General features: G+C 57.5%; 24 protein-coding genes. 9 read left to right on the top strand and 15 right to left on the bottom strand.

Features of this window, described 5'->3' with window-relative positions; translation table 11 throughout:
- Positions 1-23: 23 nt before the first annotated feature.
- From iraP to ABLV75_RS12435, 6 genes are all read right to left on the bottom strand, one after another.
- Positions 24-284 (bottom strand): anti-adapter protein IraP, encoded by a 261-nt coding sequence (gene iraP / locus ABLV75_RS12460; RefSeq protein ID WP_004099385.1) that lies wholly within the window; start codon positions 282-284, stop codon positions 24-26.
- Positions 285-513: 229 nt separating this feature from the next.
- Entirely contained in the window at positions 514-1,506 is a 993-nt protein-coding gene (locus ABLV75_RS12455) for a substrate-binding domain-containing protein (protein ID WP_004099384.1), read from the bottom strand.
- 66 nt (positions 1,507-1,572) lie between these two features.
- On the bottom strand, positions 1,573-2,862 hold the full coding sequence (locus ABLV75_RS12450; RefSeq protein WP_004099383.1) for an MFS transporter: 1,290 nt from the start codon (positions 2,860-2,862) through the stop codon (positions 1,573-1,575).
- A gap of 96 nt (positions 2,863-2,958) precedes the next feature.
- On the bottom strand, positions 2,959-3,723 hold the full coding sequence (idnO, locus tag ABLV75_RS12445; protein ID WP_004099382.1) for a gluconate 5-dehydrogenase: 765 nt from the start codon (positions 3,721-3,723) through the stop codon (positions 2,959-2,961).
- A gap of 178 nt (positions 3,724-3,901) precedes the next feature.
- On the bottom strand, positions 3,902-5,101 hold the full coding sequence (locus ABLV75_RS12440) for a multidrug efflux MFS transporter (protein ID WP_004099381.1): 1,200 nt from the start codon (positions 5,099-5,101) through the stop codon (positions 3,902-3,904).
- A gap of 169 nt (positions 5,102-5,270) precedes the next feature.
- Complete coding sequence (locus ABLV75_RS12435; protein WP_004099380.1) at positions 5,271-5,954, bottom strand: extensin family protein; 684 nt, start codon at positions 5,952-5,954, stop codon at positions 5,271-5,273.
- Positions 5,955-6,055: 101 nt separating this feature from the next.
- On the opposite strand from ABLV75_RS12435, the gene ddlA reads away from it, so the two are divergent.
- On the top strand, positions 6,056-7,153 hold the full coding sequence (gene ddlA / locus ABLV75_RS12430; protein ID WP_004099379.1) for a D-alanine--D-alanine ligase: 1,098 nt from the start codon (positions 6,056-6,058) through the stop codon (positions 7,151-7,153).
- 158 nt (positions 7,154-7,311) lie between these two features.
- On the opposite strand, the gene ABLV75_RS12425 is transcribed toward ddlA, so the two are convergent.
- A complete protein-coding gene (locus ABLV75_RS12425) occupies positions 7,312-7,515 on the bottom strand; it encodes a DUF2754 family protein (protein ID WP_004099377.1) in 204 nt (67 codons plus the stop codon).
- Positions 7,516-7,771: 256 nt separating this feature from the next.
- Between ABLV75_RS12425 and ABLV75_RS12420 the strand changes: the two genes are divergently transcribed.
- Positions 7,772-8,074, top strand: a complete 303-nt coding sequence (locus ABLV75_RS12420) for a DUF2755 family protein (RefSeq protein ID WP_004099375.1) — start codon at positions 7,772-7,774, stop codon at positions 8,072-8,074.
- Here ABLV75_RS12420 and ABLV75_RS12415 read toward each other — a convergent pair.
- The 3 genes from ABLV75_RS12415 to ABLV75_RS12405 all read right to left on the bottom strand — a co-directional run bounded on the left by ABLV75_RS12415 (position 8,071) and on the right by ABLV75_RS12405 (position 11,046).
- A complete protein-coding gene (locus ABLV75_RS12415; RefSeq protein WP_004099373.1) occupies positions 8,071-9,177 on the bottom strand; it encodes a DUF1615 domain-containing protein in 1,107 nt (368 codons plus the stop codon). The genes ABLV75_RS12420 and ABLV75_RS12415 overlap by 4 nt on opposite strands.
- Before the next feature lie 18 nt (positions 9,178-9,195).
- Positions 9,196-10,416: a peptide antibiotic transporter SbmA gene (gene sbmA, locus ABLV75_RS12410; RefSeq protein WP_004099371.1), complete on the bottom strand. Its 1,221-nt coding sequence runs from the start codon at positions 10,414-10,416 to the stop codon at positions 9,196-9,198.
- A 117-nt stretch (positions 10,417-10,533) separates the two neighbouring features.
- Complete coding sequence (locus ABLV75_RS12405; protein WP_162098351.1) at positions 10,534-11,046, bottom strand: isochorismatase family protein; 513 nt, start codon at positions 11,044-11,046, stop codon at positions 10,534-10,536.
- A 221-nt stretch (positions 11,047-11,267) separates the two neighbouring features.
- Here ABLV75_RS12405 and ampH point away from each other — a divergent pair, with 221 nt between their 5' ends.
- Positions 11,268-12,428, top strand: a complete 1,161-nt coding sequence (gene ampH / locus ABLV75_RS12400; RefSeq protein WP_016808633.1) for a D-alanyl-D-alanine-carboxypeptidase/endopeptidase AmpH — start codon at positions 11,268-11,270, stop codon at positions 12,426-12,428.
- A 106-nt stretch (positions 12,429-12,534) separates the two neighbouring features.
- Positions 12,535-13,509, top strand: coding sequence for a porphobilinogen synthase (gene hemB / locus ABLV75_RS12395; protein ID WP_004099358.1), 975 nt, complete (start codon positions 12,535-12,537; stop codon positions 13,507-13,509).
- 112 nt (positions 13,510-13,621) lie between these two features.
- Here hemB and ABLV75_RS12390 read toward each other — a convergent pair whose 3' ends face one another.
- Positions 13,622-14,113, bottom strand: a complete 492-nt coding sequence (locus ABLV75_RS12390; protein ID WP_004099357.1) for a transposase — start codon at positions 14,111-14,113, stop codon at positions 13,622-13,624.
- Positions 14,114-14,356: 243 nt separating this feature from the next.
- Between ABLV75_RS12390 and ABLV75_RS12385 the strand changes: the two genes are divergently transcribed.
- Complete coding sequence (locus ABLV75_RS12385; protein ID WP_004099355.1) at positions 14,357-16,075, top strand: lysophospholipid acyltransferase family protein; 1,719 nt, start codon at positions 14,357-14,359, stop codon at positions 16,073-16,075.
- Between the two features lie 233 nt (positions 16,076-16,308).
- Here ABLV75_RS12385 and tauD read toward each other — a convergent pair whose 3' ends face one another.
- The 4 genes from tauD to tauA are packed head-to-tail and all read right to left on the bottom strand — an operon-like array spanning position 16,309 to position 19,722.
- Positions 16,309-17,160 (bottom strand): taurine dioxygenase, encoded by an 852-nt coding sequence (gene tauD, locus ABLV75_RS12380; protein WP_004099353.1) that lies wholly within the window; start codon positions 17,158-17,160, stop codon positions 16,309-16,311.
- On the bottom strand, positions 17,157-17,984 hold the full coding sequence (gene tauC, locus ABLV75_RS12375) for a taurine ABC transporter permease TauC (protein ID WP_004099351.1): 828 nt from the start codon (positions 17,982-17,984) through the stop codon (positions 17,157-17,159). Before tauC ends, tauD begins: the two co-directional genes overlap by 4 nt.
- Positions 17,981-18,748, bottom strand: a complete 768-nt coding sequence (gene tauB / locus ABLV75_RS12370; RefSeq protein ID WP_004099350.1) for a taurine ABC transporter ATP-binding subunit — start codon at positions 18,746-18,748, stop codon at positions 17,981-17,983. Before tauB ends, tauC begins: the two co-directional genes overlap by 4 nt.
- An 11-nt stretch (positions 18,749-18,759) precedes the next feature.
- Positions 18,760-19,722 carry a taurine ABC transporter substrate-binding protein gene (tauA, locus tag ABLV75_RS12365; protein ID WP_004099349.1) on the bottom strand — a complete coding sequence of 321 codons (963 nt, stop codon included), beginning with the start codon at positions 19,720-19,722 and terminating at the stop codon, positions 18,760-18,762.
- 341 nt (positions 19,723-20,063) lie between these two features.
- Between tauA and ABLV75_RS12360 the strand changes: the two genes are divergently transcribed.
- From ABLV75_RS12360 to ABLV75_RS12345, 4 genes are read left to right on the top strand one after another with little or no spacing between them, the layout of a single operon-like run.
- Positions 20,064-20,693, top strand: coding sequence for a response regulator transcription factor (locus ABLV75_RS12360; protein WP_004099348.1), 630 nt, complete (start codon positions 20,064-20,066; stop codon positions 20,691-20,693).
- A complete protein-coding gene (locus tag ABLV75_RS12355; protein ID WP_004099347.1) occupies positions 20,693-22,234 on the top strand; it encodes an MASE1 domain-containing protein in 1,542 nt (513 codons plus the stop codon). The genes ABLV75_RS12360 and ABLV75_RS12355 overlap by 1 nt, the downstream gene beginning before the upstream one ends.
- Positions 22,235-22,294: 60 nt before the next feature.
- Positions 22,295-23,614 carry an MFS transporter family glucose-6-phosphate receptor UhpC gene (uhpC, locus tag ABLV75_RS12350; RefSeq protein WP_224226429.1) on the top strand — a complete coding sequence of 440 codons (1,320 nt, stop codon included), beginning with the start codon at positions 22,295-22,297 and terminating at the stop codon, positions 23,612-23,614.
- Positions 23,614-24,645, top strand: a complete 1,032-nt coding sequence (locus ABLV75_RS12345) for an ABC transporter substrate-binding protein (protein WP_004099345.1) — start codon at positions 23,614-23,616, stop codon at positions 24,643-24,645. The genes uhpC and ABLV75_RS12345 overlap by 1 nt, the downstream gene beginning before the upstream one ends.
- Positions 24,646-24,709: the final 64 nt, after the last annotated feature.

The following is a 24,709-nucleotide window of genomic DNA, read 5'->3' as shown; positions in this document are numbered from 1 at the left end:
AGCATCCATACCTTGTCACGAAACTAACTACGAGGATGCCGTAACAGCTTTTTTATATATTGCTGCAGTAGCTGGGTATCGCGGTCATCGACCAGCGGGCCGGGGCTGGCCTCGTCGATCGCCTGCTCGATATCGCTGATGAGCGCCTGCTGGGCGTCCTGCGCCATATGGCGCAGCAGAGCAGTGACCACCACTTCCAGCGCCTCGACCTGGGCCGTCAGTTCCTTCGATTCTTCTTCCTTTTGGGCGAGTTTTACCAGTAGCTCAGCAATGAGATTCTTCACAGCGCTTTATCCTTATGCGAGGTCCGTAGTCTGCTATTTATGTCATACATTAGCCGTCGGTTGCCACAATTATTTTTTTAAAATGAATCGGCTCATCGATGAATAACAAGCGAAACGTTTTGCTCTTTACACCCCGCCATCCAGGAAATGACTCAATGACGGATTAATAAGCGACATAACCAAATTTAACAAATAAGAATAAAATGGAATATCGCTATTCTATCGATAACTATAACGTATCGCCATAATATATCTGGTAGGCCAGATTAACGCTGTCCGGCGCGTCTTTTCCGGCCAGACGTGCAATAAGTATTTCGCTCGCAGTTTTACCGATTTCATAACGTGGGGTAATGACGCTGGCGATTTTTTGCAGCCGGGCGCGGCCAATTTCCAGCCCGTGAAAACCGGCAATCGCCATCTCCTGCGGGACGGTTTTTCCCTGAGCCTGGCACTCCAGCAGCACGCCTACCGCCAGATCGTCGTTGGTACAAAAGATCGCATCGATATCCGGCCGCACCTGCTGCATTTGCAGAAACATCTGCCGGCCAAGCGCAACCGAGGAGATGGTGCGCGGCGCCATATGATAGGGCTTCAAACCGTGGGCCGCCAGCGCCAGTTCGGTTCCGTGAAAGCGGCTTAAATCGCGGGGATCGTCCATTGAACCAAAAAAGGCGATCGCCCGTTTACCGCTCTCAAGAAAGGCGTTCGTCATGTCCCACGCCGCCTTTTCGTTATCGAAACCTACCTGGATATCCAGTTGCTGACCGCCAAAATCCATCAGTTCAGCAACAGGAATACCGCTGGCGCGGACGTATTGCACCATGCGATCGCTATGCTGTTTTCCGGTCAAAATCAGCCCGTCAATGTTATAAGAGAGCAGGTTAAGCACCTCGCGCTCTTCACGCTGCGGATCGTATTCGTAGTTGGCAATCAGGGTCTGGTACTGGTGAGCGGAAGTGACGGATTCGATTCCGGCCAGCACATCGGCAAAAATCTGATTGCGAAAAGAGGGAATGAGCACGCCAATCGTTTTGCTGCGGGCATTAAGCAGGATTTCCGGCGCCCGATTAGGAATATAGTTGTTCTCTTCCATGACCTTCGAAATCAGCTCACGGCTGCGCTGGGAGACCTGACCGGGGTCGCGTAAATAACGACTGACCGTCATTTTATTCAACCCCGCCAGGTTGGCGATATCCTGCAATGTCATCCGGTTGTTTTTCATCAGGTTCTCTACGACAAACGACTTATGTCCTTGCAGAGAACCTTACCACAGCAGCGGCGGTTTATGTTAACCGGCGACCTTTTTTGCCGTCACCGAGGAGGTGGCGGGTTGTGGGTTAGCGCGCACGTTGTACATCAGCACGACGGAGGACAACAGCGCGATAGCCATAAAGGTATAGGATACCCCCGGTCCGCCGGTAATACCGTTCAGATACCCCACCAGCCACGCGCCAAGGAAAGCGCCGAGCGCGCCGAAGCTGTTGATCAGGCCCATCGATACCCCGGAGACGTTACGCGGCAACAGTTCAGGAATGAGCGCGAAGAACGGGCCATAGGGCGCGTACATGCACGCCGCGGCAATCACCAGCAGCAGGTAAGAGAGCCAGAACGCCTGGTTGCCCACCATCCACGAACCAAAGAAAGCGATAGCGGCAATCAGTAATAATGGCCAAATAAACAGCTTTCGATTCTGAAACTTATCCGACAGCCAGGAAACCGTCAGCATCAGGATGATTGCCGCCAGGTACGGCACCGCCGCCAGCCAGCCCACCGCCACGATATCCATCTGCGCGGCGTTTTTCAGAATTGACGGCATCCACATCATGAAGCCGTACACGCCGATGCTCCACAGCGCATGGACCGCGCAGAGCATAATGACATTGCGCGAGCGCAGCGCTTCACCGTAGTTGCGCACTGGCTTGATATGACTCTGCTCGCTGTCCATCACCTTCTGCAGGGTCTCTTTTTCCTGCTCACTCAGCCAGGAAACCTCGGACGGTTTATCGCGCACCAGAATCCACCAGCATACCGCCCACAGCACCGCCGGAATGCCTTCGATAATAAACATCTCGCGCCAGCCCCACGCCTGAATGAGGTAGCCCGAAACGATCGACATCCACAGCACCGTCACCGGATTTCCGAGGATCAGGAAAGTATTGGCGCGTGAACGTTCGGTTTTGGTAAACCAGTTACTGATATAAATCAGCATTGCCGGCATCACCGCCGCCTCGACCACGCCCAGCGTAAAGCGAATCGCCATCAGCATCGGAATATTGCTGACGAACCCGGTCGCCGCCGCGCAAAATCCCCATAAAATAAGACTGAAGAAAATCATTTTTCGCACGCTGCGTTTTACCGCATATATCGCACCGGGCACCTGGAAAAAGAAATAGCCGAGAAAAAATAGTGCGCCAATAAGCGATGCCGTTCCTTTCGTAATCCCTAAATCACTTTCAATTCCCGCCGCAGCGGCAAAACCATAATTTGCGCGGTCAAGGTAGGCCAGACTATAGGTAATAAATATAATCGGCATTAAATACCACCAGCGACGCGCGGGTAATTTCGCGAGCATTTGCATAAGTCATCCTCAGGTGTTGAATACCATCACACGGGTTTAATAATCCGTCCTTCAGGCAGTGCGTGCGCGCATGCGGTTCGAAGGACGTGAAGTGATTCAGACGGCGGCAAGCATCCCGCCATCCACGAATAACAAATGACCGTTAACAAAGTTTGCCGCTGAAGAAGCCAGATACACCGCGGCGCCAATCAGTTCTTCCGGTTTGCCCCAGCGTGCCGCCGGGGTGCGCTGATACAGCCAGGCGGAAAATGCCTCATCGTTGACCAGGGCGGTGGTCATCTCGGTAGCAAAATATCCCGGTGCGATACCGTTAACCTGAATATTGTATTCCGCCAGCTCAACGCACATGCCGCGGGTCAGCATTTTAACCGCCCCTTTCGAGGCCGCATAAGGCGTAATGGTTTTACGCCCCAGCTCGCTCTGCATTGAGCAAATATTAATTATCTTCCCGGCGCGGCGGCCGATCATATATTTCGCCACCTGCTGCGAAACCAGGAAAACGCCCTTCTGGTTGACCTCAATAACGTTATCCCACTCCTCCTCCGGAAACTCGGTAAAAGGGAAACGTCGTTGAATCCCGGCGTTATTAATTAAAATATCAATGGCGCCGACCTCCGCTTCGATGCGGGCTATCGCCTGCTCGACCTGCGTCGCCTGAGTGACATCAAACGCGTACCCTACCGCGCGGAAGCCCTGCGCCACCAGCGCCTGCGCCGCCTGGTCCGCGCGGGCCTGAGTCCGATCGTTGATGATGATTTCTGCCCCATACTCCGCAAGGCCGCCGGCCAGCAAATTGCCTATCCCCTGAGCAGACCCGGTGATCAGCGCGCGCTTCCCTGTCAAATCGAATAAATTTCGCATAAAACCTCTTTTTCAGATAACTGTTACGCGTAACTGTATACGCGTAACAGTTAATAATAGAAGAGGATGAGAGGGGAAAATGATCGTTTTGTGATCGGTGATACATTTGAAGCTGAAGGCGGTCGGCGACCGGCATTGACGCTGTGATGTCAATACCGGCGAAGGAGAAGAGAAGGGATTAAGCCGTTGTACGACGGCTGCGACGCAGCATGATGGCCAGCTGCCAGATATTGATCAGGACAATAACCGCCGTCGCGATAAACACCCAGCGGAAGCCGGCCATGGCCGAGACCGATGCGCCGATTAACGGACCGGCCACGTTGCCAAGATACATAAACGACTGGTTATAACCAAAAATCCGCCCGGTCACGCTGTCGCTGCAGTATTTCAGCAGAAGCGTTTGCACCGCCGGCAGCATTGCCCCATCGGCAAAACCGAGCAGAAAACGCAGCACGCCAAGCTGGAATGGGGTTGTGACGAACGACATGGCAAAGAACATCACCACCGCGCAGCATAGCGTCGCCAGCAGGATCCGCGAGGTGCCGATCCTGTCGCCCAGTTTCCCCAGACGGGGAGCCGAAATCAGCGCCGACACGCCCGGTACGGCGGCGATCATGCCGGCAAGAAAGGCGATGTTATTGCTATCCGGCGCCATCGACTTAATAAAGAGCGCCAGAATCGGGCCAATTGAACCATTGCACAGTTGGATCACCAGGGTGGTGAAAAACAGGCTGATTACCAGACCCGGATAAGGCAGCGAGGCAAACACCGCCTTACCGCTCAGCCGCTCCGCTTTACTCATCTGCGGGCGGACGCCCTCTTTGATCAGAAACAGCGTCACCAGGAAACTCACGGTCAGTAAAACAGCAGTGATGATAAAGACCGCGCGCAAACCGACATGGTCAGCCAGGAAACCGCCGAGCAGCGGCCCACCGATCACGCCGCTGATTTGCGCCGTTGAAAGCGTACTCAGCGCCCAGCCGCTACGCTCGCGCGGAACCTGAGACGCCACCAGCGCCATGGCGTTAGGAATATAGCCGGAGGTCAGCCCCATCACCGCACGCAGGATAAACAGTTGCCAGACGTTGGTGGCAAAGGCCTGGAGTAAAATGGCGATGGCCATCCCCAGCGAGGCGCGCAGCAGCATTAGCTTGCGCCCTTTGCGGTCGGCCAGGCTGCCCCACATCGGCGAGACGATCGCTGACACCAGAAAGGTGACGCTGAAGGTCAGCCCAGACCACATGGATAACGCTTCGTGCGAGGTTACGCCGAGTTGAGAAACGTACAGCGGCAAAAAGGGGAGAATTTGGCTGATAGCCAGTCCGGTAAAAAAACAGCCAAACCAGACGGAGATAAGATTAACCTTCCAGGATTCCATAACTACGCGTATTCATTAATTTTTTGGCAATTATTACCTAGCTTAGCAATTTCCCCGATCCGCCGTACTACCAGAGATGCGCCAGAGGTGAGTTTAGTGTTTTATGACACCATATAGCCCTGTTGCGAATGATTTCGTGGTGAAAATCGTGGTGTACAGTGAGTTATGCTTAGAAACAGAAACCCTGGCCGCGCATCCCGAAGTGAAAATGGTTGGCATGGGCCGCGTTATAGTCCGGCCCTAAAGCGTTGCCGTAATAGCGGCAACCGCCGGCCAGTAACGCCTGCAGCCAGGGGTGATACTGCGCATCGGGCCACCCTTTCAGCACGCTGACGCGTCGGCCATCGGACAGACGAAAGCCGCTGACATCCAGCGCCTCCGCGGTAGCGTGCTCACTGCGCCGCGCGTTCTGGCGATGGTAAATATTACGGCAGGCATAGCTGCCAAAATGGTCAATCTGGCGGAGCTCTTGCCCCAGCATCCGGCGAGTCAACGGTTTCGCCTGCTGTTGCAGATATAGCGCGCTGCTCAACGCCAGCGGACAACTGGCAAGAAAGCTGCTGCTGAGCTTCACCGTGCCAAAATCACGCACCCGAACCACATTCTGCAGAGGACACGCTCCTCCGCTATCGGCCACCGGCTGGCTGGAAATGAGCTTCCGCCGGTTGGCCTCCTCAAGCAGGCCAGCGCACTCGGCGGGCGTTAATCGCCGCAGTTTATAGTGGCTGAGGAGTCCCGGGGGGTCTTCCAGGCGCAGCGGCGCGAATGGATTGTACTGTGCGGGAAGATAACGATAGCCGTAATATCCGGCCGCCAGCAGCGCCAACAGAACGATAAGACCTTTTCCTTTCACGCGCCGCCTCCCAATGCTTTACCCGGTGAATATTATGGCAGCCAGGGGGCTCTTTCACATGCTATGTTATGCCCTTTGATGTAATCATGATGGAAGTTGAAATGGCTAAGATGAGGGTTGGGATCGTTTTCGGCGGTAAGTCGGCAGAACATGAAGTGTCGCTTCAGTCAGCGAAAAATATCGTGGAAGCGATCGATAAAACGCGCTTCGACGTAGTTTTGCTGGGGATTGATAAGCAGGGGCAATGGCATATTAACGACGCCAGTAACTATCTGCTCAATCCGCAGGATCCTGCCCATATTGCCCTGCGCCCGTCCGATATTACGCTGGCGCAGATTCCCGGACGCGAGGCGCAGCAGCTGATTAACGCCGATAGCGGCCAGCCGCTGGCGGCCATCGACGTCATCTTCCCGATCGTTCACGGCACTCTTGGCGAAGATGGTTCTCTGCAGGGCATGCTGCGGATGGCCAACCTGCCCTTCGTCGGCTCCGACGTCCTCGGCTCCGCCGCCTGCATGGACAAAGACGTCACCAAACGTCTGCTGCGCGATGCCGGGCTGTCGATTGCCCCTTTTATTACCCTGACCCGCGCTAACAGGAATCAGGTAAGCTTTGCCGAGGTGCAGGCGAAGCTGGGCCTGCCGCTGTTTGTTAAACCGGCGAACCAGGGCTCCTCGGTGGGCGTCAGCAAGGTCAACAGCGAAGAGCAGTATCAGCAGGCCGTCGCCCTGGCCTTCGAATTTGACCATAAAGTGGTGGTCGAACAGGGGATTAAAGGGCGTGAGATCGAGTGCGCGGTGCTCGGCAACGATAATCCGCAGGCCAGTACCTGCGGCGAAATCGTTCTTAATAGCGAATTCTACGCCTACGACACCAAGTATATTGACGATCAAGGGGCGAAGGTGGTGGTTCCGGCGGCCATCGATAGCGATGTAAACGACAAAATTCGCGAGATCGCCGTTCGTGCCTATCAGACCCTCGGCTGCAGCGGCATGGCGCGCGTCGATGTGTTCCTGACCGCTGATAACGACGTGGTGATTAACGAAATCAACACCCTGCCGGGTTTCACCAACATCAGCATGTATCCGAAGCTATGGCAGGCCAGCGGCCTGGATTACACCAGCCTGATTAGCCGCCTGATTGAACTGGCGCTGGAGCGTCACGCCGCCGATCGGGCGCTGAAAACATCGATGAATTAATCAAGGTATCGCCCGGTGGCGGCTGGTGCCTTACCGGGCCGGTAGCCCGGACAGATGCGCAGCATCGCCTCCGGGAAACCACATCCAACACGGCTTCAGGTTATCTCCCCGGGGGCGGCGCAAGCGCCTGCCCGGGCTACGGGTTCACCACCTCCGCTTTACGCTTCCTCTGGCGGACGGCGGCGAATAATAAAACCGGCGATCCAGAAGCTAATCACCCACGTCACCAGCCCAACCGCGTATGAACGCCAGCCTTCGGTTTCATACCCCAGCAGCCCGACTACGCCATTCATAATAAAAATTAACCCCAGGGCAACCGCATAGTAGTGCCAGTCGCGGCGGATTTTTTCAGTGAGTTTCATAACCACTCCGACAACAAAAAAAGCATCTTCGCATAGCCATCACCGCCGGTCTGCAGCCGCGTGGAGAATTGTCGCACATTGCGATAGCGGTCTAAATTTCACAAATTTGTAGCAAACTCACAAGCCGATGAAATCAGGAATATTCCTGGGCGGAAATTACCAGCAATCTGATACTGGAATCCCCCCGGGGTTGCCAGAATGACTCGTATGTAGCCGAAGTAAAAAATCGGCAAGAAAGCGAAGTCCGGAGGTCAATATGGCTGAGTTCACCTTTGCAAAGACCGTCAACGGCGGCAAAAAGAGGAGCGCTATTACCAGCAGCAACATCGCCTATGCTCTGTTTGTGCTGTTTTGCTTCTGGGCCGGCGCGCAAATGCTGAGCATGCTAATCCACGCGCCGGGCGTTCTTGAGCACTTGATTCAGATGCAGGACAGTAGCCGCCCCCGGGTCGAAATTGGCCTGCTGGTCGGCACCCTGTTTGGCCTGATTCCCTTCGTGGCGGCCAGCCTGTTAATTGGCATATCAGGGCTGATTTTTCGCTGGCGCAGCCGCCGTTAGCGGCGCGCCATACAGCTGGCCCGTCGGTCGTCAACGCGTTTGGCAAACCAGGCGGTGGTCAGATTACGGGTGATTTTGGGGCTCTCAAGCTGTATACCCGGCAGGACTTCCCGCGGAAGCGTTTTACCGGCTTTCTTATCGGCGATGCGAAATACCTGTTTATAAAGATCGCTTTCTTCAAACGCCAGCGTGTCGCCTTTCTTTAACTGACGATGGATCTCGTCGTCGCTCATCGCCAGCTGGGAGGATAAGCGGCGCACCGCCAGTTCGGTGGTTCCCGCCTCGTCGCTGTCGTAGCGAATTAAGTCGCCATCCAGCGCTAGCTTCACGCCCGTTGCTTTAGAGACGGCATTCTGGAAGGCGGCATTGCGGCTGGCGTACCATCCGGCGTTAAAATCAGCAAAACGGTACAGCGGTACGCTGTAGTTCGCCGGATAGTTCAGCAGATGATAGGTGCCAAACCACAGACCGCCGCGCAGACTGAACACCTCCTGGCGCACGGTACCGTCGATTTTCCACGGATAGCCGTCGGTGTGCTGCTCGGCGAAAGCAATGCTGACCTGCATCGGGCCGCCGGTATGCACCGGGTTCAACGAGCCGAACAGCTTCTGTCCCATCGGCACCATGCCGATAAAATCATCGAAAATCGCGCTCAGCTGCTTTTCGGTTTTCACGCTATCCAGACGTTCGCTATAGCTTTTGCCGTTGGGTGATTTAATTTTCAGCGCGGTATGTACCAGAAAAACCGGAATGTGCATTTTTTCCGCCCGGCGGTCTATCTCCTGCCAGGCGATTTTATTCAGCCCCGGCACCGCCGGGTCAGATTGATAGTTGGATTCCTGCTGCGCCACCGCCAGCACCGAACAGACGTTCTCTTCCGTCGGCGCCAGCTTCTGACTGGCAAAGGTTTTGGCGATGGCCTGCGCCCAGGCTTCGCGATCCTTCACGCTGGCGGGCATTTTCTGCCGCACTACCGCGGCGACATCAATCGCCTTTTCGCCCTTTTTCAGCTCCGGCTCCGGTTTGCTGGAGCAGGCGCTGAGGACAATCCCTGCCAGTAGCGTCAGGGTGAGAGAAGTGATTCTGGATTGCGCTACCGGCATGGTTCATCCTTGCGTTGATTAACTTAATGTTTGCGTCACGGTCTGCAGCTCTTTGCCATCCAGCTCGCGCTCGAAGCTGCGCAGACGTTTGTAGATAGACATCAGCTCAACCAGTGTAGTCCATGAGCTGATCAGGTACTGGAACGAACCGCGAACCTGGCCAAAGACGTTGGTTATCTGAGTCATCAGGCCCAGCGTAATCGTACCGGCAACAATCGACGGAAACAGCAGGAACAAACCGAAAACGTTATCCACCTGCAGATAAAGAATACGGGCGATATTGAAATACATATAGTGGAAATAGAGGCGGAAATAGTTGCGGCGCACGGCGCCAAAGAGTTCACGCACCGTCGGCGGCGTCGCGCGGTTAGCGTCATCTTCGCCGTAAACCAGCTCTTTACGATAGGCGGCCTCAACGCGCTGGTTTTTGAACTCCAGGCCGGGCAGCTTGATCCCAACGACCGCCAGCAGGCCGGTACCCATTAACGACCAGACGATGGCGGCAATCACCAGGCCGTAAGGCAGATGACCGACAATCGGTAAATCCGGGACGTGCGCGGAGAGCGTTACCAGCACCGGCAGGAAGGCGATAAGGGTCATCACCGCGTTAAGGAAGCTGACGCCCATGCTCTCCAGCGTGGAAGCAAAGCGCATGGTATCTTCCTGCACGCGCTGCGCGGCGCCTTCGATATGGCGCAAATGCTGCCAGTGCGCCATATAGTGTTCGTTCATCGCGGTACGCCAGCGGAAGACGTAGTGGCTGACGAAGAAGTTGTTCATCACGCCGATCACCACTGCGATTAGCGCAATGCCGAGGAAGATGCCAATTTCATGATAGAACTGGTTAATGCTGACCTTATGCGGCGTTGCCAGCGCGGCCTGGATAAGATCGTAGAACGGAGCATACCAGGCGTTAATGGCCACCCCAACCTCGACCAGAAACCAGGTAACGAAAATAATCAGCGAGGTACCGAGGATCGACCAGTACTGCCAGCGGTGCGGGCTGTAAATAAACCAGAAAAGGGCGAAAACGCCCACGCAGAATATGTAGAAGGCGTAGAACACCAGGTAGTTGAGGGACCAGAAGCGCGCCGCGCTAATCGCCACATCCTGCGATGCGCCGGTGACCCGCAGCAGCCAGTCGCCGCCGCCCGCCTGCCAAAAGATCACCGCCAGCAGCGACCAGATAAAGGCAGAAATAAAAAACGGCCCCGGTTTGGGGAAAAAGGATTTAAACATCTTGCTCTCCTGCTAACTTCTTTTTCGTTTTGCTGTGCTGTGTACCACAAAAGCGCCCGCCGCAAAGCCGCCGCAGCGAAGCAAAGTGGGCGGATGATGAGACCGGATATCAGCAGCTTAGTTCGCCTGCCATCCGCTAAGAATTGTTTCTGTCGGTTTCACCTGTAAAGGATTGCCGGGAACGGTCAGTGAACGCCACACATCGTTGTAGTGGGCGATCAGCGTGACGGCCGGCGCCGCTGGACGGTTGGCGGTAGTGTGGGCATCTTCCGCGACGGTAATCGCGTAGCCCCGGCTGGCGCCGTTTTTGATGGTGGTATCCACGCAGTAGTCGGTGGCGCAGCCGCAAATCACAAACTGCGTGATGTGATGTTCGCGCAGCACCTCTTCCAGACGGGTACGGTAAAAGGCGTCGCAGGCGGTCTTAGTCACATACAGGGAGCCTGCGGGTTGGATCAGCTCGGGGAGCAAAGCAAAACCTTCGCTCCCCTCTTCGAGGCCGCCCGCTTCGCAGTGCTGAATGAAAATTACGGTGTCCGCAGCGTTAATCAGGCGGTTAATTTGCGCCGCGCAGCGCTCGCGCTCAACTCGCGGCGTCGCGAAAACGCCGTTTTGCATATCCACTACCATCACTACCCGTTTCGCCGCCATCTTCTCTTGCCCCCCCTCTTTAGCCAAAACGATCATCATACGCGCCCGCAGGTGAATGCCGCTATCCGAAAGCAAAAAAAGGATTTTTTACGCCAGGTTACGTTTTTCCGCACAGAATCGTGCTATTAGCGCTTTGCACGGCGGCGCTTCGTAGTATAAATACGCTCTATCTTTTTTCTTCATCATGATGGATGCTCCCGTTGAAACGTAGTCTGCTCATTTTTGCTGCGCTGTGCGCGGCGTCGTTGACATCGGTCCAGGCCGCACAGCCGAGCGTCGACCCGGAATTCGCCGCTGATGTGGTCGATCGTTACGCTAACCATATCTACTACGGCAGCGGCGCAGTCGGTATGGCGCTGGTGGTTATCGACGGAAACCAGCGCGTATTCCGCAGCTTCGGCGAGACGCGCCCGGGCAATAATGAGCACCCGCAGCTCGATTCGGTGATCCGCATTGCCTCTATCAGCAAATTGATGACCAGTGAAATGCTGGTCAAACTTCTCGATCAGGGCGTGGTTAAGCTCAACGATCCGCTAAGCAAATATGCTCCGCCGGGTGCGCGGGTGCCGACTTACCAGGGGGCGCCTATCACGCTGGTAAATCTGGCGACCCATACCAGTGCCCTGCCGCGCGAGCAGCCCGGCGGCGCGGCGCACCGGCCGGTATTTGTCTGGCCAACTCGCCAGCAGCGCTGGAACTGGTTATCCACCGCAACGCTGAAAACCGCTCCCGGCACCCAGGCCGCCTACTCCAATCTGGCATTCGATTTACTCGCCGATGCGCTCTCTACCGCTGCGGGCAAGCCTTATCCGCAGCTGTTTGAAGAGCAGATCACCCGTCCGCTGGGGATGAAAGACACCACCTTTACGCCTTCGCCCGATCAGTGCCGGCGCCTGATGATTCCGGAGAAAGGAGCCAGCCCGTGCAACAATACGCTGGCGGCTATCGGCAGCGGCGGCGTCTATTCCACGCCGGGCGATATGATGCGCTGGATGCAGCAGTTCCTCTCTTCCGATTTCTTCGCCCGTGGGCAGCAGGCGGACCGGATGCAAACGCTGATTTATCAACGCAGCCAGCTGACGAAGGTGATCGGTATGGACGTGCCGGGTAAAGCCGATGCGCTGGGCCTCGGCTGGGTCTACATGAAGCCGAAAAACGGCCAGCCGGGCATTATTCAGAAGACCGGCGGCGGCGGCGGCTTTATTACTTACATGGCGATGAACCCGCAGGCCAACGTCGGCGCCTTCGTGGTGGTCACCCGCTCTTCATTGACGCGTTTCAACAACATGAGCGACGGGATCAACGAGCTGGTCAGTGAATTAAGCGGCGTCCGCACCGGAATTGAGACCGCCAGCCAGTAACCTGTGGGGATGTTTTGCCGACGATTGATAAGGATCGTTTTGGCGAAACATCCCGCCGCCAATTGAGGTAAACTCACTTTTTTCATTTCACAAAATCAGGCAAACCATGACAGATTTAATCACTCGCCCACGCCGCCTGCGCAAGTCCGCTTCGCTACGTGCCATGTTTGAAGAGACAACACTGAGTTTGAACGACCTGGTGTTGCCGATCTTTGTTGAAGAAGAAATCGACGATTACACGGCCATTGAAGCCATGCCCGGCGTGATGCGTATTCCGGAAAAACACCTGGCGCGCGAAATCGAGCGCATTGCCAACGCCGGCATCCGTTCGGTGATGACCTTCGGCATTTCCCATCATACCGATGCCGTTGGCAGCGATACCTGGAACGAAAACGGCCTGGTGGCGCGCATGTCCCGCATCTGTAAAGAGGCGGTGCCGGAGATGATCGTCATGTCCGACACCTGTTTCTGCGAATACACCTCCCACGGCCACTGCGGCGTGCTGTGCGATCACGGCGTGGATAACGACAAAACCCTTGAGAATCTCGGCAAGCAGGCGGTGGTCGCCGCTGCCGCAGGCGCAGATTTTATCGCGCCTTCCGCCGCGATGGATGGCCAGGTGCAGGCTATTCGCCAGGCGCTGGACGCCGCCGGATTTACCGATACGGCGATTATGTCCTACTCCACCAAATTCGCTTCATCGTTCTATGGCCCGTTCCGCGAAGCCGCAGGTACCGCGCTGAAAGGCGATCGTAAAACCTATCAGATGAGCCCGATGAACCGCCGCGAAGCGATTCGTGAATCGCTGCTGGACGAAGCCCAGGGCGCCGACTGCCTGATGGTCAAACCGGCGGGTCCCTATCTTGATATCCTGCGCGATCTGCGCGAGCGCACCAACCTGCCGATCGGCGCGTACCAGGTGAGCGGTGAATACGCGATGATTAAGTTCGCCGCCCAGGCTGGCGCTATCGATGAAGAGAAAGTGGTGCTGGAAAGTCTCGGCGCAATCAAGCGCGCCGGCGCAGATCTGATCTTCAGCTATTTCGCCCTCGATCTGGCCGAAAAGAAAATCCTGCGTTAATTCGGCTATTACTGCCTCCCCGGTGGCGGCTGTACGACCGGGCTACAGGCTCACAGCTATCTGTGGGTTGGTAGCCCGGACAGGCGCAGCGCGCCGCCTCCGGGAAGTCATTTTAATAACGCTCGCCGCACAATAATTCCTTCACTTCCCCACCCCAATCAACAGGATACAAACTACGGCTTACATCGCGATGAAAGGTTGAATAGGGCCAATCCCGTACCTGCCTTACCCACCCGTGCTTAATCGGATTGATATAAATATAATCAACATGGCTTCGGTAATCCTTCTGGTTGCGAATGGCGTGTTCCCAATATCTCGGTTGCCACACGTTATGCGCGCCTGTTAAACCTGAAAAATGCTTTTTAATTGCTCTCCAGCGCGATGGAAAATCGCTGTCGTTGTCAGGTAAGGTCCAGATGCAATGAAGGTGTTCGGGGAGCACCACCCAGGCATCAATATGAAAAGGTTTCTGTTTGTGGACTATTGCCACCGCCTGTCGTAACGCATCAATATGCTGAACCAGAAATCGACTCTCTCTGTCGCGTAAATTGACGGTGAAAAACCAGCTCCCACCCTTGAGGTAATAACGACGATAATCGACCATCGGATGCTCCCTGCTGAAGATATTTGCCTGTTCCCCAGGTTAAAAGAGGGGGAGACCGAAAGGCAAGAAACCGGAGATCAATCTGGAAAAGCGTTCGCAACTTTTCACCTGTGGCCTTCCCGGAGGCGGCGCTGCGCGCCTGTCCGGGCTACCCGCTCCCGCCAATCCCAAATCTTCACTCAACTGTAATCTGAACGACATCTGCGCCTTCTACTGTCTGGGCAGGACGGAGGAGGTGCCGCTATGTTTAGTCTCGACAATGTCATCGATGACCTGTGGCCTCAGGCAAAGCCAGCGCTCTGGCAGAAAAAGGTGCTGAAAAAGCTCCTGCATGAGGAAGAGTTTCAGCAGTTTGCCGCGCGTCATCATCACCTGAAAGGACTGGATACGGTCGAACAGGTGCTCGAACATCTTAATATCCGCTGCGCTATCCCGGCGCACGATCTCGAACAAATCCCCGAACATGGTCCGCTGGTCATCATCGCCAACCACCCCACCGGTACACTTGACGGCCTGGCCCTGCTCTACGCGGTGTCCCGCGTGCGCCGCGACGTCAAAGTGGTCACCAACCGCATGCTGACTCACCTTGAACCGCTGAGCTCGCTGTTTATTCCGGTCGATAATATCAATGGCCGCACCGCCAAAGCGGCGTTGCAGCAGATGGACCAGCAGTTGCAAAACGGCGGCGTGCTGATTTTCTTCCCGGCCGGCGAAGTTTCACGCCTCACCCGGCGCGGTATTCGTGATAAAAAATGGCACTCCGGATTTATTAAGCTGGCGGCGAAATACCGCGCCCCGCTGCTGCCAGCGTGGATCCGCGCGCGCAACAGCGCACTGTTTTACGCCAGTACCCTGATGTCCGAGAATCTGCCGTTACTGCTGCTGATGCAGCAAATGTTCCGTCGCCGCAACAGCAGCCTGCCGGTGAATATTGGTCAACAGATAACCTGGTCAAACTGGTTCAATCCGCAAAGCTCTTCTCGGGAACTGACCGAGCGCTGCTATCGCCACCTGGAGCTACTCGGCAAAGGGCTGCCGGGTATATTCAAAACCGAAAGCGCTATCGCCCGTCCCGAAGACCGCGCCCTGCTCAAGCGCGAGCTGGGGAAGGCTGAAACGCTGGGACACACAGCGGATGGTAAAGTCATCTATCTCTGGCAGCGCCGCGGCCAGGAAGATGCGCCGATACTGCGCGAGCTGGGCCGTCTGCGGGAAATCGCCTTCCGCGCGGTGGGGGAAGGCAGCGGCAAACGTCGCGACGTTGACGTTTATGACGACGACTATCTGCAGCTGATTCTGTGGGATGAGGAAGATCTTGAGATCGTCGGCGCTTACCGTTTTATGCCAACCGCAATACAGCTGGAAAAGCGCGGCCTGAACGGCATCTACAGCTACAGCCTGTTTCATTACGACGCGCGCATGGACGATATTCTGCAACACGGCATTGAACTGGGTCGCAGTTTTATCCAGCCGCGTTACTGGGGCCGCCGCGGGCTGGACTACCTGTGGTCCGGCATTGGCGCGTATCTGGCGCGCTATCCGCACTATCGCTATCTGTTCGGCCCGGTGTCGATTTCCGGCGGGCTGCCGCCGTCGGCGCGCGATCTGCTGGTGGCTTTTTATCGGCTGTGGTTCCCGGCGACGCATCCGCTGGCAGAGTCGCGGCGTCCTTATCCGGCCTCGCTGCCCGATGTACTGGCGCAGTTTGGCGGAGAAGATTACAACGACGACCTGGCGCGGCTAAAGTCCCTGCTCGGCAACCTCGGTTGCGCGATCCCGCCGCTGTATAAACAGTACTCAGAAGTCTGCGAGCCGGGCGGCGTGCAGTTTATCGATTTCGGCAGCGACCCGGATTTCAACAACTGCGTGGATGGGCTGGTGCTGGTGGATTTGACCTATCTGAAGGCCAACCGCTATCAGCGCTATATTGGGGTACATCTGGACGCGCAAAAATCGGCATAAAAGCCTTTTCCCGGAGGCGGCGCGTTGCGCCTGTCCGGGCTGCAGTGCGTTTATCGTAGGTTGTTTCCCGGCTTATGGCACATTGCGCCTTAGCCGGGCTACGGGTTAACCGCGTTCTGCGGAGCGGTAGCCCGGACAAGGCGCGTTAAGCGCCGCCTCCGGGAAACAGCGCACAATGCAGCGGCCACTTTCCTCCTCGGCTCGCGGCTGATGCCTTAGCCGGGCTATAGAAATTAACCAGCCCGGTAATACGGCTTGTCCCCGAGAATCGTCGCCCGGTGCATAATGCGCCGCTGCGGCAGGTAATCGGCGTTGGCGTAGTGCTGGGTGACGCGGTTATCCCAAATCGCCACGTCGTTCGGCTGCCAGCGCCAGCGCACCTGAAAGTCCGGTTTAGTGACGTGAGCAAACAGGAAGCCGAGCAGCGCCTCGCTCTCTTTCTCCGTGACGTCAACGATGCGGGTGGTAAAGCCCTCATTGACAAACAGCGCCTGTTTACCGGTCACCGGATGGGTACGCACTACCGGATGTAGCAGCGGCGGATTTTTCGCGACCGCCTCCAGCCAGCGCTGATGCTCCTCTTCGCTTTTACGATATTTATACTCCTGAAACGATTTGCGGAAATCATGCTCCGCGTGCAGGCCGCTTAACAGCTGGCGTAAAGGCCCGGAGAGTGCCTCATAGGCCGCAATGCCGCTGGTCCACAGGGTGTCGCCGCCGGTTGACGGCAGCTCTTTTGCCGCGAGGATCGCCCCGGCGGGCGGCGTCTCAATGAAGGTGACATCGGTGTGCCAGTTATCGTTATCCGGCGGGTTATCGTCGTGGGTATCAAGCACGATAATCTCATCGACGCCGGGCGCATGCGGATAGACCGGATGAATATGCAGGTCGCCAAAGCGCAGGGCGAGATCCCGCTGCTGTTCGGGAGTGATATTCTGCTCGCGCAGGAACACCACCTGATGACGCAGCACCGCGTGATACAGCTGCTCAAACTGGTTGTCGCTCAGCGGGCGGGTAATATCGACGCCGGATACCTGCGCGCCAATATACGGCCCCAGCGGGGTAATGCTTAAACGTTCGCTCATTGTACTTCTCCATGCCAGGGCGTCAGTCGACGCTGCAGCGCGCGCAGCCCCAGTTCCAGTAAAAAGGCGATGATGGCAATCACCGCGATCCCGGCCAGCACCACGTCGGTGGCGAGGAACTCACCGGCGGACTGCACCATAAAACCTAACCCGCGGGTGGCGGCAATCAGCTCCGCGGCCACCAGCGTCGACCAACCCACGCCGAGCCCAATTCGCAGGCCGGTGAGGATTTCCGGCAGCGCGCCGGGCAGGATCACCAGCCACAGCACCTGCGCCCGGCTGGCCCCTAAAGATTGCGCGGCGCGAATGCGCACCTGCTGGGCGCTCTTTACGCCCGCCAGCGCCGACATCGCCACCGGCGCGAATATCGCCAGGTAGATCAACAGGATCTTCGAGGTCTCGCCGATGCCGAACCAGATCACCATCAGCGGTAAATAGGCCAGCGGCGGCACCGGGCGATAAAGCTCGATCAGCGGGTCGAGGATCCCGCGTACCGTGGGGCTCAACCCCATGGCGATCCCGACCGGCACGCCGAGCAGTACCGCCGCCAGCAGCGCGATAACGATACGCGTCAGGCTCGCCGCCAGGTGCTGCCAGAGGGTGGCGTCCATAAAACCCTGCGGACCGGCAATAGTGATAAGTTTCTGCAATACCTGTCCCGGCGGCGGCAGAAACAGCGGGCTAATCAGCTGCAGGGCGGCAACGGCCCACCAGATAGCCAGCAGTACCGCCAGGGTCGCCGCGCTGAGAGTGAGCTGACGCGAGAACGGCCAGCGCCACTTCAGCCTCCGCTGACGCGGTTTGTCATTGATAACCACGCTCATGAGAAAGCCTCCCGTTGTTCAAATACCCGGCTGAGGACGTACTCGCGCTGTTCGATAAACCGCGGGTCCGATTTAATGCTGCGGCAGGATTCGCCGGCGATGAAGCGGCGGCCAAAATCGAGCGGCATCCGTTCGAGCACCCGACCCGGCCCCGGCGAAAGCAGTATCAGCTCGGTGGCCATAAACACCGCCTCTTCGATATCGTGGGTGATCAGCAGTACCTTCTTGCCGGTCTCATGCCACAGGCTGAGCAGAAGGGTTTGCATCTGCTCGCGGGTAAAGGCATCCAGCGCACCAAACGGCTCGTCGAGAAGCAGCAGCTGCGGATTGGCCGCCAGCGCGCGGGCAATGCCCACCCGCTGACGCTGGCCGCCGGAAAGCTGCCAGATAAAGCGCTTTTCCGCCCCTTCGAGGCCGACTTTTTTCAGCATCCGCGCGGCGGTTGCCCGGCGCTGCGTTTTGTCGACGCCCGCCAGCTGTAGCCCGAGCGCGACGTTATCCTGCACGTTGCGCCACGGCAGCAGCCCTTCATTCTGAAAGACCACGCCGCGATCGGCTCCCGGCCCTTCAACCCGCCTGCCTTCAAGAGTGATGCTGCCGTGCTGATAAGGCACGAATCCGGCGATCAGGTTCAGCAGCGTGGTTTTACCGCAGCCGGAAGGCCCGAGGACCACCAGCAGTTCACCGCTGTCCAGCGTCAGGTTGATATCCGCCAGCGCTGGTTTACCGCCGTAGTCGGCGGAAAGATGCGAGATTTGCAGCATCATGACCTCCTTTACTTCACAAAACGGTCGGTAACGTACTGGCTGTAGTCGCTTCCCGCTGCGGGGACTTTACCCTGCTCTTTCAGGAATTTAGCGGTGTCGATGATGGCTTTATTCACCGGCCCGTTCAGCTCCTGCGCCTGTTGGGCAGCGGTCAGATAGGTATTGCCTTTCACCAGCCCCGGCACGTCGGCTTCCGGTACGCCGCTCAGGCGCGCCAGCTTGCTGATGTTTTCCGGCTGCTTCAGCCACTCATCCGGGTTGGCGATATAGGGCTGCTGCGCGTCAATGGCGCTTTTGGCGAAGGCTTTGACAATATCAGGATGCTTTTCGGCAAAGTCTTTGCGTACCACCCACACGTCCAGAGTCGGCGCGCCCCACTCCCCCACCTGCGACGAGTCGGTGAGAACCGTGCCGTCTTTTTCCAGCGCGTTGACCGCCGGCGCCCAGACGTAGGCGCCGTCAATGTCGCCGCGCTGCCAGGCGGCAATAATCGCCGGCGGCTGCAGGTTGAGGATCTGCACCTGCCCCGGTTTAATCCCCCAGTGCTTCAGCGCCGACAGCAGGCTGTAGTGAGTCGTAGAGATAAATGGCACGGCGATGCGTTTGCCAATCAGATCCTGCGGTTTGGTGATGCTCTTTTTGACCACCAGCGCTTCGGAGTTACCGAGCTTTGAGGCCAGCAGAAAGACTTCAATCGGCACCTGCTGGGTGGCGGCGACCGCCAGCGGGCTGGAGCCGAGGTTGCCGATCTGCACGTCGCCGGAAGCCAGCGCCCGCACGATGCTCGCGCCGCTGTCAAACTTGCGCCAGTCGACGGTCGCTCCGCTCGCTTTGGCGAAGGTGTTGTCCGCCTGGGCGACTTTCGCCGGTTCGGCGGAGGTCTGATACGCCACGGTGACGTTCACCGCCTGGGCCTGGAATGCCGCCAGCGCCAGCGCGGCAATGAGTGTGATACGCGATGATAGTGCCATAGTGTCTGCTTCCCATAGTTGTTATGGGTGCAGTATTTCCGGCGCGATGCGTTTGATGAAGTAATTAAAAATTCTTGCTAAGAACAAAGCGTTTTTAGAAAAAAATCGGCAATGCTTATACACAAAATCATTCATGCTGCATCGAGGCGGCAAGGTTGTTCGTCCCCGGGAGCTGACATAAGTCAGTGACCGGGGCGGGCAAACGAAGCCAACAAAGAGGCAGCTTGAAGGATGAAGTGTATTGCGATTTTGTTACATTCGTTGCATAACTGCGCCTGATTGATTGCCAGCGCAGCGGCGGCAGGCATCATAGAACCATGATGCGCTAAGAGAGAAGAAACATGATTCGAGTGGTGCTGGTCGATGACCATGTGGTGGTGCGTTCAGGCTTTGCGCAGTTACTCAGCCTCGAAGAGGATCTCGAGGTGGTTGGCCAGTTCAGCAGCGCGGCGGAAGCCTGGCCGGCATTATTGCGCGACGACGTCAACGTGGCAGTCATGGATATCGCCATGCCGGATGAGAACGGCCTGAGCCTGCTAAAGCGCCTGCGCGCGCAAAAGCCGCAGTTTCGCGCCATTATTCTCAGCATTTACGACACCCCGGCCTTCGTGCAGAGCGCCCTTGATGCCGGCGCCAGCGGCTATCTGACCAAACGCTGCGGCCCGGAGGAGCTCGTGCAGGCGGTGCGTTCCGTCGGTATGGGTGGACACTACCTGTGCGCCGATGCCCTGCGGGCGCTGCGCGGCGGAGAGCAACCGGCGCAGGTGCTCGAGGTGCTCACCCCGCGTGAACGCGAAGTGTTTGATTTGCTCGTTAAAGGCGACAGCGTCAAGGAAATCGCCTTCAAGCTCGATCTCAGCCACAAGACGGTGCACGTTCATCGCGCCAACGTGCTGGGCAAACTGCAGTGCCACAGCACCATTGATCTGGTCCATTTCGCCCTCGACCACCAGCTGCTGGCGGGTCATTAATGTCGCGCAGCCTTCGCCACAGCGTCATCTCGCTGTTCATCGTGCTGGCCTGGGGAAGCGGCTGGCTGATGCTGTGGACGCTCGGGTTTTACCTGACCCATAACGGCCAGCAGGCGGCGCTGTTCCTGCCGCACGGCGTCTATCTGGCGCTGCTGATCCTGCTTTCGCGCCGCTACTGGCCCGCGCTGGTGCTGCCTCCGGTGTTGATGCTGTTCTGGCTGCACGGCGAACAGCTGCTGAACGGCTATATTCTGCTGGCCGCGCCGTTGATCGGCCTGCTTCCCGCCGGCATCGCCCAACAGTTCTGGCACCGCTTCCCCCTTTACTGGCAGCGGCTGACGCTGCTGCTGGCCACGGTCACCGCCAGCGCATTACTCAACACCGCCCTGCTCTCGCCGTTTGTGAAAAGTCCGGCGATGATGCTCGGTCTGGCCTCGTTTACCGGCGGGGTGCTGCTGACGCCGTTTGTCTATCTGATTTTTGAATTCCTGCGCCAGCAGCACCGCTACCACCTGCTGGGGCTGGATACCAATAATCCGCCGCTGCGCACCTCATTGATCATCTGGTGCAGCCTGTTCTTTATTATCGGCATCGGCACCCAAATGGTTCTGTCGCCGGAAATCGAGCGTCTGCTGTTAATTGTGGTGTTTCTGCCCAACGTGGTGATGGCGTGGAAGTTTGGCTGGCAGGGCGGCGTTCTCTCCGGTCTGCTGGGCAGCATGATGATCACCATCGCCCGCCAGGTTGGCGTCGGATTCAGCAACCTGGTGGAGCTGGAGATTTTTCTGGCGACCCAGGCGCTGCTCGGTATCGGGCTGGGGATTGCCATCAGTCGCCAGCAGCACCTGGCGCAAAACCTGCACCACTATCGCCAGCGGCTGGAGGCGGAGCTGGCGGCGCGGCGGGCGCTAACCGAAAAGCTGATCCATACCGAAGAGGATACGCGCAAAAGCCTGGCGCGCGAGCTGCACGACGAAATCGGCCAGAATATTACCGCCATTCAGATCCAGTCGCAGCTGGTGAAGCGAGCGCGCGATCCGGCGCAAACCCAGGCCGCCGCCAGCCAGATTAACGATCTCGCCCGGCGTATTCACCACTCTACCCGCCAGCTGCTGCGCCAGCTACGCCCCCCGGCCCTTGATGAACTGTCGTTTAAAGAGGCGCTGCACCATTTGCTCAATGAGTTTGCCTTTGCCGAGCGCGGTATCCGCTGCCGCTTTGACTACCGGCTCACCGCCACGCCGGAGAGCGAAACGGTACGTTTTACCCTCTATCGGCTGCTACAGGAGCTGCTTAACAACGTCTGTAAACACGCCGACGCCAGCGAGGTTGCCATTGCTCTGTATCAGCAGGGGACGCTGCTGCGCCTGGAGGTCAAGGACAACGGTATCGGTATCAGCCCCGACAAAATGGCCGGCTTCGGCATTCAGGGCATGCGTGAACGGGTCAGCGCCCTGGGCGGAGAGCTGACCCTGGAGTCGCAGCATGGGACGCGGGTAATTGTTAACTTGCCCACAAATTTGCAACAAACAGCCGGCTAACCAGGAAAAAGTCTTAGTCACTCCGGACTTTCTCTCATCTCCTTTCGATTTCACTTTCATATAGTCAGCAAAACGGAGACGGCGATGCGCTCAGCAACCGACATTAATCAACATTACCGGACGCTGCGTCCGCAGCTGCTGATGTACATGGTCATCGGATATGCGGCGTTTTACCTGACGCGCAAAAGCGTCAACTACGTATTGCCGGCGCTGCAAACGGATCTGGGTCTGGATAAAGGCGATATCGGCCTGCTGGGATCGCTGTTTTACCTGACCTACGGTCTGTCGAAGTTTACCGCCGGACTGTGGCACGACAGCCACGGGCAGCGCTGGTTTATGGGCGTGGGCCTGTTCGCCACCGGTCTGCTGAACGTGGTGTTCGCCTTCGGCGAATCGCTGACGCTGCTGCTGGCGGTCTGGACGCTGAACGGATTTTTTCAGGGCTGGGGCTGGCCTCCCTGCGCCCGCCTGCTGACCCACTGGTACTCGCGCAACGAACGCGGCTTCTGGTGGGGCTGCTGGAATATGTCGATCAATATCGGCGGAGCGATTATCCCGCTGATTAGCGCCTTTGCCGCCCACTGGTGGGGCTGGCAGGCGGCGATGCTGGCACCGGGGACGATCAGCATGGCATCAGGCATCTGGTTAACGCTGCACCTGAAAGGAACGCCACGCGAAGAGGGATTGCCGTCAGTAGGCCGCTGGCGTAACGACCCGCTGGAGCTGCGCCAGGAGCAGCAAAGCCCGCCGATGGGGCTATGGCAGATGCTGCGCACCACGATGCTGAAGAATCCGATGATCTGGCTGCTGGGCGTCTCTTACGTGCTGGTCTATCTGATCCGCATCGCGCTCAACGACTGGGGCAACATCTGGCTGACGGAGAGCCACGGCGTCAATCTGCTCAGCGCCAACGCCACGGTGATGCTGTTTGAAGCGGGCGGTCTGCTCGGGGCGTTGTTCGCCGGATGGGGCTCGGATCTGCTGTTCAGCGGCCAGCGGGCGCCGATGATTTTACTGTTCACGCTGGGGTTGATGGTCTCCGTCGCCGCGCTTTGGCTGGCGCCGGTCCATCACTACGCGCTGCTGGCGGTGTGTTTCTTTACGGTGGGCTTCTTCGTTTTTGGCCCACAAATGCTGATTGGCCTCGCGGCGGTGGAGTGCGGACACAAAGCGGCGGCGGGTTCAATTACCGGATTTCTTGGCCTGTTCGCCTATCTGGGGGCAGCGCTGGCGGGCTGGCCTCTGTCGCTGGTCATTGAACGCTACGGCTGGTCGGGCATGTTCAGTTTACTCTCGGTCGCCGCAGTTCTGATGGGTTTATTGCTGATGCCGCTGCTGATGGCGAGCATTACTACCTCTGCTGCTCAAAGGATAAAATAATGAAAAAAACGCTGGTCACTACCCTGATTGCTTCCGGCATTGCGCTGGCGACGTTAAGCGGCGCGGCGCACGCCAAAGGTCGTCTGGTGGTCTATTGCAGCGCCACCAACGAAATGTGTGAGGCGGAAACCAAAGCCTTCGGCGAAAAATATGACGTAAAAACCTCATTTATTCGCAACGGTTCCGGCAGCACGCTGGCGAAGGTCGATGCCGAGAAGAAAAACCCGCAGGCGGATGTCTGGTACGGCGGCACCCTCGACCCGCAGTCCCAGGCCGGTGAAATGGGCCTGCTGCAGCCCTATAAATCGCCCAATCTTGCGCAGGTGATGGAGCAGTTCCGCGATCCGGCGAAGCTGAAAGGCAACTACTCCTCGGCGGTGTACGTTGGCATACTCGGCTTCGGCGTGAACACCCAGCGCCTGAAAGAGAAAAATCTGCCGGTGCCGAAATGCTGGAAAGATCTGACCAAACCGGAATATAAAGGCGAAATTCAGATTGCCGACCCGCAGAGTTCCGGCACCGCCTACACCGCGCTGGCGACCTTCGCCCAGCTGTGGGGGGACGATCAGGCTTTCGATTATCTCAAACAGCTCAACGCTAACGTCTCCCAGTACACGAAGTCCGGTATCGCCCCGGCGCGCAACGCCGCCCGCGGTGAAACGGCCATCGGCATCGGCTTCCTGCACGACTATTCGCTGGAAAAAGAACAGGGCGCGCCGCTGGAGCTGATCTCGCCGTGCGAAGGCACCGGCTATGAAATTGGCGGCGTCAGTATCCTGAAGGGCGCGCGCAACCTCGACAACGCCAAACTGTTTGTCGACTGGGTGCTGTCGAAAGATGCCCAGGAGCTGGCGTGGAAGAAAGGCAAGTCTTATCAGATCCTGACCAACACTACCGCCGACACCTCGCCGAACTCGCTGAAGCTCGACGACCTGAAGCTCATCAACTATGACATGGATAAATACGGCTCAACGGACGTGCGTAAAGCGCTAATCAATAAATGGGTTAGCGAAGTGAAGATGGGTAAATAAGCCCGCATTGCGTTCATTTGCCGGGTGGCGGCATCACTGCCCTACCCGGCCTACGACACCGGAA

Source organism: Klebsiella sp. CN_Kp066 (assembly GCF_040065135.1).
Classification (GTDB): Bacteria; Pseudomonadota; Gammaproteobacteria; order Enterobacterales; family Enterobacteriaceae; genus Klebsiella; species Klebsiella oxytoca.
The sequence above is the reverse complement of the archived record's forward strand: the minus strand, read 5'-3'. Positions and strand labels throughout refer to the sequence as shown.

What these genes read in the sequence shown, in the direction of transcription:
- ABLV75_RS12420 (WP_004099375.1), top strand. Translation starts at nt 7,772, where the DNA reads ATGGCTGAGTTCACCTTTGCAAAGACCGTCAACGGCGGCAAAAAGAGG.
- ABLV75_RS12345 (WP_004099345.1), top strand. Translation starts at nt 23,614, where the DNA reads ATGAAAAAAACGCTGGTCACTACCCTGATTGCTTCCGGCATTGCGCTG.
- tauC (WP_004099351.1), bottom strand. Translation starts at nt 17,984, where the DNA reads ATGAGCGTGGTTATCAATGACAAACCGCGTCAGCGGAGGCTGAAGTGG.
- ABLV75_RS12390 (WP_004099357.1), bottom strand. Translation starts at nt 14,113, where the DNA reads ATGGTCGATTATCGTCGTTATTACCTCAAGGGTGGGAGCTGGTTTTTC.
- ABLV75_RS12360 (WP_004099348.1), top strand. Translation starts at nt 20,064, where the DNA reads ATGATTCGAGTGGTGCTGGTCGATGACCATGTGGTGGTGCGTTCAGGC.
- hemB (WP_004099358.1), top strand. Translation starts at nt 12,535, where the DNA reads ATGACAGATTTAATCACTCGCCCACGCCGCCTGCGCAAGTCCGCTTCG.
- tauB (WP_004099350.1), bottom strand. Translation starts at nt 18,748, where the DNA reads ATGCTGCAAATCTCGCATCTTTCCGCCGACTACGGCGGTAAACCAGCG.
- tauD (WP_004099353.1), bottom strand. Translation starts at nt 17,160, where the DNA reads ATGAGCGAACGTTTAAGCATTACCCCGCTGGGGCCGTATATTGGCGCG.
- ABLV75_RS12425 (WP_004099377.1), bottom strand. Translation starts at nt 7,515, where the DNA reads ATGAAACTCACTGAAAAAATCCGCCGCGACTGGCACTACTATGCGGTT.
- ABLV75_RS12355 (WP_004099347.1), top strand. Translation starts at nt 20,693, where the DNA reads ATGTCGCGCAGCCTTCGCCACAGCGTCATCTCGCTGTTCATCGTGCTG.
- ABLV75_RS12385 (WP_004099355.1), top strand. Translation starts at nt 14,357, where the DNA reads ATGTTTAGTCTCGACAATGTCATCGATGACCTGTGGCCTCAGGCAAAG.
- ddlA (WP_004099379.1), top strand. Translation starts at nt 6,056, where the DNA reads ATGGCTAAGATGAGGGTTGGGATCGTTTTCGGCGGTAAGTCGGCAGAA.
- ABLV75_RS12440 (WP_004099381.1), bottom strand. Translation starts at nt 5,101, where the DNA reads ATGGAATCCTGGAAGGTTAATCTTATCTCCGTCTGGTTTGGCTGTTTT.
- ABLV75_RS12455 (WP_004099384.1), bottom strand. Translation starts at nt 1,506, where the DNA reads ATGAAAAACAACCGGATGACATTGCAGGATATCGCCAACCTGGCGGGG.
- idnO (WP_004099382.1), bottom strand. Translation starts at nt 3,723, where the DNA reads ATGCGAAATTTATTCGATTTGACAGGGAAGCGCGCGCTGATCACCGGG.
- ABLV75_RS12415 (WP_004099373.1), bottom strand. Translation starts at nt 9,177, where the DNA reads ATGCCGGTAGCGCAATCCAGAATCACTTCTCTCACCCTGACGCTACTG.
- ABLV75_RS12405 (WP_162098351.1), bottom strand. Translation starts at nt 11,046, where the DNA reads ATGGTAGTGGATATGCAAAACGGCGTTTTCGCGACGCCGCGAGTTGAG.
- tauA (WP_004099349.1), bottom strand. Translation starts at nt 19,722, where the DNA reads ATGGCACTATCATCGCGTATCACACTCATTGCCGCGCTGGCGCTGGCG.
- sbmA (WP_004099371.1), bottom strand. Translation starts at nt 10,416, where the DNA reads ATGTTTAAATCCTTTTTCCCCAAACCGGGGCCGTTTTTTATTTCTGCC.
- ABLV75_RS12450 (WP_004099383.1), bottom strand. Translation starts at nt 2,862, where the DNA reads ATGCAAATGCTCGCGAAATTACCCGCGCGTCGCTGGTGGTATTTAATG.